This window comes from Collinsella sp. AM23-17 (assembly GCF_003470945.1).
In the GTDB taxonomy this organism is placed as follows: Bacteria; Actinomycetota; Coriobacteriia; order Coriobacteriales; family Coriobacteriaceae; genus Collinsella; species Collinsella aerofaciens_O.
This window is the reverse complement of sequence record NZ_QRHU01000035.1, coordinates 1-10,256: the sequence shown is the minus strand read 5'-3', so window position 1 is coordinate 10,256 and position 10,256 is coordinate 1. Positions and strand designations below refer to the sequence as shown.

9 protein-coding genes and 1 riboswitch are annotated in these 10,256 nt (G+C 60.6%); all 9 genes read right to left on the bottom strand.

Annotation, left to right across the window (positions count from 1 at the left end; translation table 11 throughout):
* Positions 1–315 precede the first annotated feature (315 nt).
* Positions 316–1,599 carry an aminotransferase class III-fold pyridoxal phosphate-dependent enzyme gene (locus DW645_RS09525; RefSeq protein ID WP_117786919.1) on the bottom strand — a complete coding sequence of 428 codons (1,284 nt, stop codon included), beginning with the start codon at positions 1,597–1,599 and terminating at the stop codon, positions 316–318.
* Positions 1,600–1,667: 68 nt separating this feature from the next.
* Positions 1,668–2,648: an acetylglutamate kinase gene (gene argB, locus DW645_RS09520; RefSeq protein WP_118227327.1), complete on the bottom strand. Its 981-nt coding sequence runs from the start codon at positions 2,646–2,648 to the stop codon at positions 1,668–1,670.
* Between the two features lie 81 nt (positions 2,649–2,729).
* The gene (gene argJ, locus DW645_RS09515; protein WP_199570231.1) at positions 2,730–3,998 is read right to left on the bottom strand and encodes a bifunctional glutamate N-acetyltransferase/amino-acid acetyltransferase ArgJ; all 1,269 of its coding nucleotides are present in this window, start codon (positions 3,996–3,998) and stop codon (positions 2,730–2,732) included.
* Positions 3,999–4,132: 134 nt separating this feature from the next.
* Positions 4,133–5,203, bottom strand: coding sequence for an N-acetyl-gamma-glutamyl-phosphate reductase (gene argC / locus DW645_RS09510; protein ID WP_117770107.1), 1,071 nt, complete (start codon positions 5,201–5,203; stop codon positions 4,133–4,135).
* A 257-nt stretch (positions 5,204–5,460) separates the two neighbouring features.
* Entirely contained in the window at positions 5,461–5,871 is a 411-nt protein-coding gene (locus DW645_RS09505; RefSeq protein ID WP_117786922.1) for a pyridoxamine 5'-phosphate oxidase family protein, read from the bottom strand.
* 51 nt (positions 5,872–5,922) lie between these two features.
* A complete protein-coding gene (locus tag DW645_RS09500; protein WP_117563813.1) occupies positions 5,923–6,369 on the bottom strand; it encodes a pyridoxamine 5'-phosphate oxidase family protein in 447 nt (148 codons plus the stop codon).
* Positions 6,370–6,399: 30 nt separating this feature from the next.
* Complete coding sequence (locus DW645_RS09495; protein WP_055252301.1) at positions 6,400–7,200, bottom strand: energy-coupling factor transporter transmembrane protein EcfT; 801 nt, start codon at positions 7,198–7,200, stop codon at positions 6,400–6,402.
* The gene (locus DW645_RS09490; RefSeq protein WP_118227326.1) at positions 7,200–9,104 is read right to left on the bottom strand and encodes an energy-coupling factor transporter ATPase; all 1,905 of its coding nucleotides are present in this window, start codon (positions 9,102–9,104) and stop codon (positions 7,200–7,202) included. The genes DW645_RS09495 and DW645_RS09490 overlap by 1 nt, the downstream gene beginning before the upstream one ends.
* Positions 9,101–9,691 carry an ECF transporter S component gene (locus DW645_RS09485; protein ID WP_055252299.1) on the bottom strand — a complete coding sequence of 197 codons (591 nt, stop codon included), beginning with the start codon at positions 9,689–9,691 and terminating at the stop codon, positions 9,101–9,103. The genes DW645_RS09490 and DW645_RS09485 overlap by 4 nt, the downstream gene beginning before the upstream one ends.
* Positions 9,692–9,696: 5 nt before the next feature.
* Positions 9,697–9,889, bottom strand: a riboswitch (FMN riboswitch).
* Positions 9,890–10,256: the final 367 nt, after the last annotated feature.

Sequence of the window (10,256 nt, the reverse complement as noted above, 5' to 3'; positions counted from 1 at the left end):
GGCAGAGGCGGGGCATGCCCCGCCTCTTACACCACATCTCTGTGCGCTACCAGTTACGAAACATATGTCCATTATAAGGACTAGCAATTGGATCAAAATCGTGCATTCATCGCCATTTCGACTTGCCATCTGGTCTTATTAGTCCAAAATTGCTGCGACCAAATCGGTAACAGTACTCATATTTAATGTTATTTGACCAGCAGGTCTCCCCGCCTTAGCAAATCTAAGGCAAAACGGGCTCCAGACCGCTGAATCATGCCACATAGGGCACGTCCGCAGTCCGGAACCCGGTCAAAGTTAAGTTATTTCGCTGTGTTAGGCCAAAACGTCCGACAGGATCTCGATCAGACTGTCCACGTCGGCTTCCTCGCAGACGAGCGGCGGCAAGAAACGCAGCGTATGGGCACCCGTAGCGTTAATCACGGCACCAGCCCCCAATGCACGGGCCACAACGTCGTGTGCATCACCCACAGTATCGTCCAGATCGCAGCCGAGCATCAAGCCGCGGCCACGCACCTCGGTCACGTTCGGCAGCTTGGCGAGCTTTGCCTCCATATAGGCGCCTACCTTGGCAACATGGTCGGCATAATCGCCGTGCACGAGCGCGGAGAGCGTCGCGGCACACGCCGCGATGGCCAAGCAGCTACCGCCAAAGGTCGAGCCGTGGTCGCCCGGCTTAAACACGTCGGCAATCTCCTTCTTTGCCACGACGGCACCCATGGGCACGCCATCAGCAATGCCCTTGGCAAGGCTCATGATGTCGGGTTCCACGCCATAGGTTTGGAATGCAAACGGCTTGCCGGAGCGGAAGATGCCGCACTGGACCTCGTCGGCGATAAGCACGGCGCCCACTTCGTGTGCCAGGTCGTGCGCTGCCGCCATAAACTCCTCGGTCATGGGGTGCACGCCGCTCTCACCCTGGATCGGCTCGAGCATCACGGCACAAATTTCGCTCCCCAGCTGCTTAAAGATCGCACGCAGTTCATCGATATCGTTGGGCGTGCAGGCCACAAAGCCACCCGGCAGCGGGCGGAAACTATCCTGCAGCCAATCCTGCATGGTGGCGGCAATGGTCTCGAGCGTACGGCCGTGGAAGCCGCCGCGCATGCACACGATAGTGTTGCCGCCGTTACCGGCACGTTTGGCGTACAGGCGCGCGAGCTTCATCGAGCCCTCGTTGGCCTCAGCGCCGGAGTTGGCAAAGAAGGTCTCCCAAACCTGCTCATCCGCAGCCGGGGCACCAAGAGCAGCTGCCGTGGTCTCATCGCCGGCGGCAATGGCATCGGCAAGCACGCGCGCACCATCTACGTCGTCGTTAGCAAGCTTGGACAGCAGCGCCGCGACCTGTCCGCGCTGCTCAATGTAGAAGTAATTGGAGACATGCATGAGCTTTTTGGTCTGTGCCTCGAGCGCCGAGAGCACGGCCGGGTCACCATGACCTAGGCTGCACACGCCGATGCCGGCAAGAAAGTCGAGGTACTCACGGCCATCGTCGCCGGTGAGCTTCATGCCGTGACCCTCGACAAACTCGACCGGAGAGCGGCCAAAGGTATGCATAACGTAATTGGATTCAAGCGATTGCTGAGCTGCAAGTGACATGGAATGCCTTTCGTTGAGCGCCGGACGGCGCAGGCCTATGGGTGCAGGAATTGGGCGGCTGCGGTCAGCTAGACCGTCTGGAGCTCCTCGACCTCGTCGAGGTTCTCGGCCAGACGCGCCGCAAAGGTCGAAAGCGGATGCGGATGCGTATCGAACTCGTAAGCCGTCTCGGTGGAGTGGATCACGGTACCGACGCCGGCGTCGGTCAGCAGCTCCAGCAGCAGCGAATGCGGCGTGGTACCGTTGATGATGTGAGCGCGAAATACGCCTCCGGCAAGCGCATCGACGGCAGCACGCAGCTTGGGAATCATGCCCTTATCGACCTCGCCGCCGTAGAGCATCTCGTTAACCTCGTCGAGCGTCAGGTTGGAAATGAGCGAATCCTTGTCGCTAAAGTCCTTGTACAGGCCGTCGACATCGGTCAAAAAGATCACCTTATGCGCATGGAGCGCCGCCGCAACGGCACCGGCGGCGGTATCGGCGTTGATGTTGAAGAAACCGCCGTCCTCCCCCGCCGCGACGGTAGCGATGACGGGGATGTACTCGCTATCGAGTAAGCGCTCGATATAGTCGGTGTTAACGTGCGTCACTTTGCCCACGCGACCGAGCTCGGGGTCGAGCGGCTCGGCGATGAGCGTGCCAGCATCGCTGCCCGACACGCCCACGGCCAGGTTGCCGTGGTGGTTGATGGCGACAACCAGCTCCTGGTTAACCTTGCCGCCCAGCACCTCGCGCACGATATCCATAGTCGCCGGCGTGGTCACGCGCTGGCCGTTCTTAAACTCGACGGGGATGTCATAGTGGCTCAGCGCCTCGTTGATAGCCTTGCCGCCGCCATGCACGATAACGGGGCGCATGCCGATGATCTTAAGCAGGACGATGTCGCTCATCACGTCGCGACGCAGCTGCTCGTCGACCATGGCGGCTCCGCCATATTTGATAACAACCGTCTTGCCGGTCAGGTTCTTAATCCACGGCAGCGCTTCGAACAGCAGCTGCGCGGTTGCTTCGTTGGATTCGCTCGAACGACAATCGCGTGCGAATTTCATAGTCTGCCTCGTCTTTCGTATCGTTATCGCGCCGTGCTCCGCTGTCCGCAATCGCGGCAAGATGCGCAGCGTGCCTGGAATCTAGGAACGGTAGTCGCCGTTGATGGAGATGTACTCATGCGTGAGGTCGCAGGTCCACACGGTCGTTGCCGCGTCGCCTGCGCCCAGGTCGGCCGAGATCACGATCTCGGGCGCCTCAAAACGTCGTAGAGCCTCGTCCTCGTCAAAGGGAACAGTCAGACCGTCGCGACAGACAGGCATGCCCATCATGTCGATGGAAACGTCTTCCTGATTAAACTTCACGCCGCACTTGCCAAGCGCCATGGCAACGCGGCCCCAGTTGCAGTCGTGGCCGGCGATGCAGGTCTTAACGAGCGGCGAGTTGGCAACGGCACGGGCGGCGATATCGGCCTCCTCGTCGTTAGCGGCGCCGGTAACGTTGACCGTAACAAGCTTGGATGCGCCCTCACCATCGGCGGCGATATTGCGCGCCAGGCTCTCGCACACCTCGTGCACGGCAAATGCCAACTCGTCAAAGGCATTGGAGCCCTCAACGATAGGCTCGGCATCTGCGGCAGCGGCGCCGGAGGCAAGCATGATGCAGGTGTCGTTGGTCGAGGTGTCGGAATCGACCGTTACCTTGTTAAAGGTCTGCTTGACGGTCGAGAGCAGCAGGGCATGAAGTGCCGCAGGCTCGACGGGGGCATCGGTGGTGATAACTGCGATCATGGTGGCCATGTTGGGCATGATCATACCCGAGCCCTTGCACATTCCGCCTACCGTATAGACATTGCCCGCATGACCCGCAGCCTCACTGACGTAGGATACGGCGTACTCCTTGGAGTGCGTGTCGGTCGTCATGATGGCGCGAGCGGCATCGGCGCCACCGTGGGCGGAGAGCGCCTCGTAGGCAGCAGGAATGGCGGTCTCAAACGTGTCGATCGACAGAATCTGGCCAATCACACCCGTGGAGGCAACCAGAATCTGCTGGGGCTCGCAGCCGATGACCTGCGAGGCGATGTTGCACGTCTCGCGCGCGCAGGCAAGGCCCGTCTCGCCCGTGGCGGCGTTGGCATTGCCAGAGTTGACCGAAATGCCGGCGATGATACCGTACCCCTTGTCGGTACCGCCCAGGTTGGCACGGCTCACCTGCACGGGCGCCGCGCAAAAGCGATTGGTGGTAAACACGCCAGCACCGGGACAGGGTTTATCGGGCACGACGAGCGCGTAATCCAGACGCTCGGGGTTCTTGCGGAACCCAGCGTGGATGCCTGCAGCCTTAAAACCAGCCGCAGCCGTAACGCCACCCTCGACGGCGCGAATCTTGATATCAAACAGCTCGGTATTCATCGTCTTTATGACTCCTTATGTCAAACAAAAAACGGACATCGGTTGGTGCGCCATGCCAGTCGTGATCATGAGACCAGCTTAAGAGTGGCGCCCCATTCGATGCCCGACTACCAAATCGTTAACAATCGAATGTGCTACACCGGGCACGCCACTGTGGGCAAGCCTCGTCGCTCGTCAAAGCCAAAGACGATATTGGCGCACTGGACTGCTTGGCCCGCAGCGCCCTTGCACAAATTGTCGATAGCACCCGTCGCCACCAGCACGCCCGCGCGCTTGTTGAGCGCGAGGCCAATCTGGGCAGCGTTGGTGCCGACGACCGAAGCCGTCTTGGGCTGCTGGCCGGCATCGAGCACGCGCACAAAGGTGCGACCGGCGTAGAACTGCTTGTAATGGTCGACAACGTCCTCAAGGGTCAAGGTATCGAGAGCCTGCGGCGTGAGCGGCAGCGTCACCGTGGAGAGCAGACCGCGCTTGAGCGGTGCCAGGTGCGGGGTAAAGACGACGCGATCGGTCAGGCCAAGGATTTGCTCAATCTCGGGCGTGTGGCGATGCTTGCCCACGCCGTAGGCCTCCAAGTTCTCGTCGGCGCTGCAAAAATGGGTGCGGGCGTTGCAGGACTTACCGGCGCCCGTCACGCCGCTAATGGCATCGACAATCACGGGGCCGTTCTCGGCCACCCAGCCCGCGCGCACGGCGGGCGCGGCGGCAAGGCTCGTTGCGGTGGGATAGCAACCGGCGCAGGCGACCAGCACGGATTTGCCGTCGGCATGGTCGGATGCGGCGGTCTCCAAGTCCTGGCAGAACAGCTCGGGCAGACCGAAGGCACGGGTCTTGAGCAGCTCGGGGCTCGTATGCTCGGCGGCATACCAAGCCTCAAAAACGGACGCGTCGTTCAGACGGTAGTCGGCCGAAAGATCAAAGCAGGAGACGCCCGATGCAAGCAGCGCGGGCACCTGTGCCATGGCAGCCGTGTGCGGCACGGCCAAAAAGACCGCGTCGCAGTTCTTGAGCTCAGGGGCATCATGCGTCGTAAAGACAAGATCGCTTACGCCGGTGAAGCTCGGGTGCACCGCAGACAACGGCTGGCCGGCATCGGCGTTGGACGTAATGGCAGCAAGTTCAAACTCGGGATGACCGAGGACGAGGCGAATGAGCTCGGCTCCGGCATATCCAGCCGCGCCGACGATTCCAACCTTCAAAGACATATCAGACTCCTTGTCTGCGATTTATGCACCGATGCGCATTTCGCAGCGGTCGTTATGAAGTGGGTTGAAACTTTAGCACCAAAAGATGCATGAATACGTAAATGGCTTGCATATTCATGCATTGAAACATTCCCGACACATTCGCTTGAAGGAATTGACAAATGGAGCGGGCCCCGTATTGACCGGCGCTCCTAACGGCGCCGGGCAATACGGGGCCCGCCCATGCGAAAACCAAGTTGTTAGGATGAGCCAGCTGGCTAGAGCTCGACCGGCACCCATTCGTCGTGATTGCAGATAAAAGCCTCGGGATCCTCGACGCTAAAGAAGACGAGCGTGGGGTCGTTAGGCCCCTCATAGTGCTCGCCCAGGCGCTCTAGATGCTTCCACCCAGCTTCGCGCATTTCGCCTAAAGCCCGGTCATCCAAGCCGGCACGCCCGCGCAAGATGAGCCAGCCATGGCCCGGCCACCAACTCGTGGCCTCAAAGCGCTGGTTTTGCAGCAGCTCTTGCCACACATCTTTGGTGCGCGCTGTTACAAACCACAGCTTGCCGTCCTGGATCTGCGCAAACGAAAACGGACGCACATGAGGCTGTCCGTCAACGCTCGTCGCCAAATACCATGCCGGCACCGACGTCAGATACTCCAACACCGTACTCAATCCGTCCATGTGTCCTCCTGGCGCTAGCTAATTCGGAACGGGTAGTTAATTTGAGACGCTCTAGAGCTCCAGGCGCTCCTCGCTGCCGTCGATATCACAGAAGCGCGCGGCAATGTTGCGGACCGAAAAGAAAGCAAGGCGGCCGTCGTTGGCACTCTCGTGTTCCTCGCCGATGCCCACCATGTGCTTAAAACCCGCTTGACGCACCTTGTCGCTCGCAACCGCGTCGTCCTCAAGTGCGGCCTCGCCGGTCAACACGATCCAACATTCCCCCGGCTTCCAGCCCGAGAGCTCAAACTTGGGATTCGCACTCAGCTCCGCCCACACATCCTTGTCGCGCGACGTGCAAAACCACAGCTTACCGTCATCGACCATGGCAAACGAAAACGGCCTCACGCGAGGCTGATGCCCGTCGGTCACATCGGTCGTGGCCAGATACCACGCCGGAATGCGCCTGAGATACGAACAGGCGCGCTCAAGCTGAGCCGTGCGGTCGTTGTCGGTCATAGGGACCCCTTTCTTGCGCTCGAATCGCGCCTAAACAAGTTGAAGGTTGACGACGATGACACACGCAAACAGCAGCATCGTCACAACCGCAGCCAGCGCATCCCCGCGGCGAAATGCAAGTGCATGCAGACGCGTGCGGCCCTGCTCGCCGTGATAGCAGCGTGCATCCATGGCGGCAGACAACGTCTCGGCATGACGGAACACGCCCGTGAACAGTGGAATCGCCACACTGCCGAGCATACGCACGCCGCCGAGCGGGCCACCCGTTACGCGTGCACCGCGGCTTGCCTGCGCGTCCGCCGTCTGCTTCATCTCGGTGGCAAACTGCGGCATAAAGCGCAACGCGATGCCCATGATCATGCCGAGCTCATGCGCAGGGAGCCCCACGCGCGCAAACGGTGCGAGCAGACGCTCAAAGCCCGCGGTGAGGTCGAGCGTAGGCGTGGTGAGCGTAATGGCGCTCATGCCGGCCATCATCAAGCTCAGGCGGCACGCCATAAAGGCGGCGGAATGCAGCGAGCCCTCGCTTATCTGCAAAAAGCCAAGCTGCCACAGAATGCGCCCGCTCTGGTCGGAAAACAGGTTGAGCACTGCGACCACCACGACAATCGCCAGCAATGGTGCCATCGATGATAGGACCCGGCGCAACGGCACCCGGGACACGGTATAGATCAGGACAACGAAGATTGCGACCGGGGCCAGTCCGCGGAAGCTGCTGACCGTGAGCGTCGTGATCAGAAACACAAAGCCCAAGAGCAACTTAGTTCGCGGGTCCAGGCGGTGGATCGCACTATCGCCGGGATAGTAGCTGCCAAACGAAAACGCCTCCATTAGCAGCCCTCCTCTCGCGCGACCGTCTTGGATTTAGCAATGTCCGCGACGTTAGAAGGACCGTCTGAGCGACCGATCAGCAAATCTGCCAGCTCGTCGGCCAGCGACTCAACCGTATAGAGCCCGCCGCAACGCAGCGGCACGCCCGCCTCCGCGAGCGCCAACGCCATGCGCTGAGCAGCAGGTACGCCCAAGCCGATCGACTTGAGCTCATCGGCATGTGCAAACACCTGCGCGGGGGTTCCCTCGGCAAACACCGCACCTTCGTTCATCACGACGATGCGGTCGCAGCAGTTGGCCAGGTCATCCATACTATGCGAAACCATGACAACGGTCAGGCCATCGCGGTGAAGCCGATCGATAAGCTCAAGGAAATCCCTGCGCGCAGCCGGATCGAGCCCCGCCATGGGTTCATCGAGCACCAGGACTTCGGGCTCCATGGCGAGCACACCGGCGAATGCCACGCGCCGTTGCTGACCGCCCGAAAGCTCAAAGGGACTCTTGTCGCCGACCGTGGAAAGGTCGAGGCCCACGCGCGAGAGCGACGACTCGACGCGACGGTCGACTTCATCTTGCGGCAAGCCAAGGTTGTGCGGACCAAACGCCACGTCCTGCGCCACGGTTTCGGCAAACAGCTGACGCTCAGGATACTGAAATACCACGCCGACCTTGGCCTTAACCGCAGCGGCGTCTTTCTTGTTTGATAGGTCGAGCCCCAGCGCGCGAACGGATCCCTCCTGGGGGCGAATCAAACCGTTGAGATGCTGGACCAGCGTCGACTTACCCGAACCGGTATGACCTGCCAAGCCCAGGAACTCGCCGCGACGCACCGTCAGCGATACATCGCGCAGCGCCCACGGACTGCTGGGGTCGTTTCCCCAGAGAGCCTGTTTGCTCGATTTGCCCGCAGTGGCCGAGCGCTTGCGCCATCGACGGCGCTCGCGGGCACTCAGCGAGTAACTATGCGAGAGGTGCGAAATCTCGATGACGGGCTCCGACACGGCTGTCCCGTCGGTTGCAGAGGAGACGTTGTCGAGCACACGAGAATCGGATGCAGAAGGCCGCCCTGCGGTGTCTTCCCCACTCCGGTCGGCATATACCTGCGCAATCTCGGCGACCATATCCGCCTCGCGCACCCGCGCATGAACGGGCACGCCCTTCGCACGAAGCGCCATGCCCAAGCAGCACGACGCCGGCATATCCAGGTTGAGCTCCACGAGCCCATCTGCCCGCGTCAGAATCTCCTCGGGCGTACCGAGCATGGCAACGCGCCCCGCCCGAAACACCGCGACACGATCGGCCTCGGCGGCCTCTTCCATAAAGTGCGTAATCATCACGATGGTCATGCCGCGTTCGTGCAGCACGTGACAGGCCTTCATAAGGCCCTTGCGCCCGCGCGGATCGAGCATCGAGGACGCCTCGTCCAAAATGAGCACGCGCGGTTCCATGGCGAGCACACCGGCAAGCGCCACACGCTGCTTTTGACCGCCCGAAAGCGCATGGGTCTCGTGGCGCTCAAAGCCCACCAGGCCCACGCCCTTCAGCGCCTCGCGTACGCGCTGCGCAATTTGCGCCGATGGCACGCCAAGGTTTTCGGGACCGAACGCAACGTCATCTTCGACAAGCGTTGCCACCAGCTGGTCGTCGGGATTCTGGAACACCATGCCTGCGGTCGAACGAATGTCGTAGACCAGCTCGGGATCGGACGCATCCATACCGTTGATACGTACCGTGCCCGCATCGGGCTGCAGCAGCGCATTCAGATGCTTGGCAAACGTCGACTTGCCCGACCCATTGCCACCGAGGATGCAGAAAAACTCCCCGTCCTCGATGTTCAGATCGACGCCGTCGAGTGCCGGTACGGCACCGTCATAGCTAAAGGAAACGCCTCGACACTCAATCATGCGCGGCCTTTGACCTGGTCCTTTTTAGGCGTGATGAGGTTGGAGACTGCTTTATACACCGCTAGCGTCAACACCGAGTTAAGCACGGTCTTGATAAGGTTGAACGGCAGCACGGCAGGAATCATAAGCGGGGCGATCACATCGACCGAGCCATACCAGAACCATACGCCAATGGTAAGGTTTGCGACCATAGACAACGCCGTAGCGGCAATGACGCCGAGCACCAGGCCAATCACGGCACCCTTATAGGTATGCATCTTCTGGTAGACGATAGCCGCGGGCAGAATGTAGCCCAGCGTGGCAACCAGGTTCATAAGCGCGCCGACCCAGTCACCCGTGGTGAGCGCATGGATAACGATCGCCATGGCGGCAACAGCAGTGCCGGCACCAGGACCATACGCAAACCCGCACACCATCGCCGGCACCAGCGACGGGTCATACGTCAAAAACGGCGCCGAGGGAAGAATGGGCAGCTGCACATACATAAACAGGGCGCCCAAGGCGCACATCAGCGCCATGGTAACGAGCTGTTTGGTGCTCCACCTATTCGTGTTCTCAAAATGGATATGCTGCGACTGTTCAGACATAAGATCACCTGCCTCTTTCATCCGGACTCTAACCGTTGGTACTGGAATCTCACCAGTTCAGCCGGCATGCGAACCAACGCACACACGGGTCGCGGACTCATCGGCTCGGCCGCAGGCATCTCGCCTGCTCCGCGGCACCCCTTTGGCACCGCCCGATTTACCGCCAGTGGGGAATTCCACCCCGCCCTGAAACAGCACTTGCAAGTGTAGCACGAGCAATCGTTCGCGCAAGTATGCCGAGGGTAATTTGTGGCGGGGATCAGTTGCCGCAACAACCACGTTCCCCGCCCATCCCAAAGTAGCGCGCCTTTCGCGCAAAGCGCGAAACAGCGAAGGGGACAAGCCACTGCAACAACCACATCCTCCACTCGCCCCAAAGCGGCGCGCCTTTCGCGGCAAAGCCGCGAAACAGCGACCGGGACACGTATTCCCAACAACCAAATCCTCCGCCCACGTCGACCTCAAGGCCGTAAACGCAGGGAATCCGGGGGCGTGACGGGGTTTCTCTCCGGAACATTCCGCACTGATATTTTCTGTATTGAAGACGTCGATGATGCACCCGTAT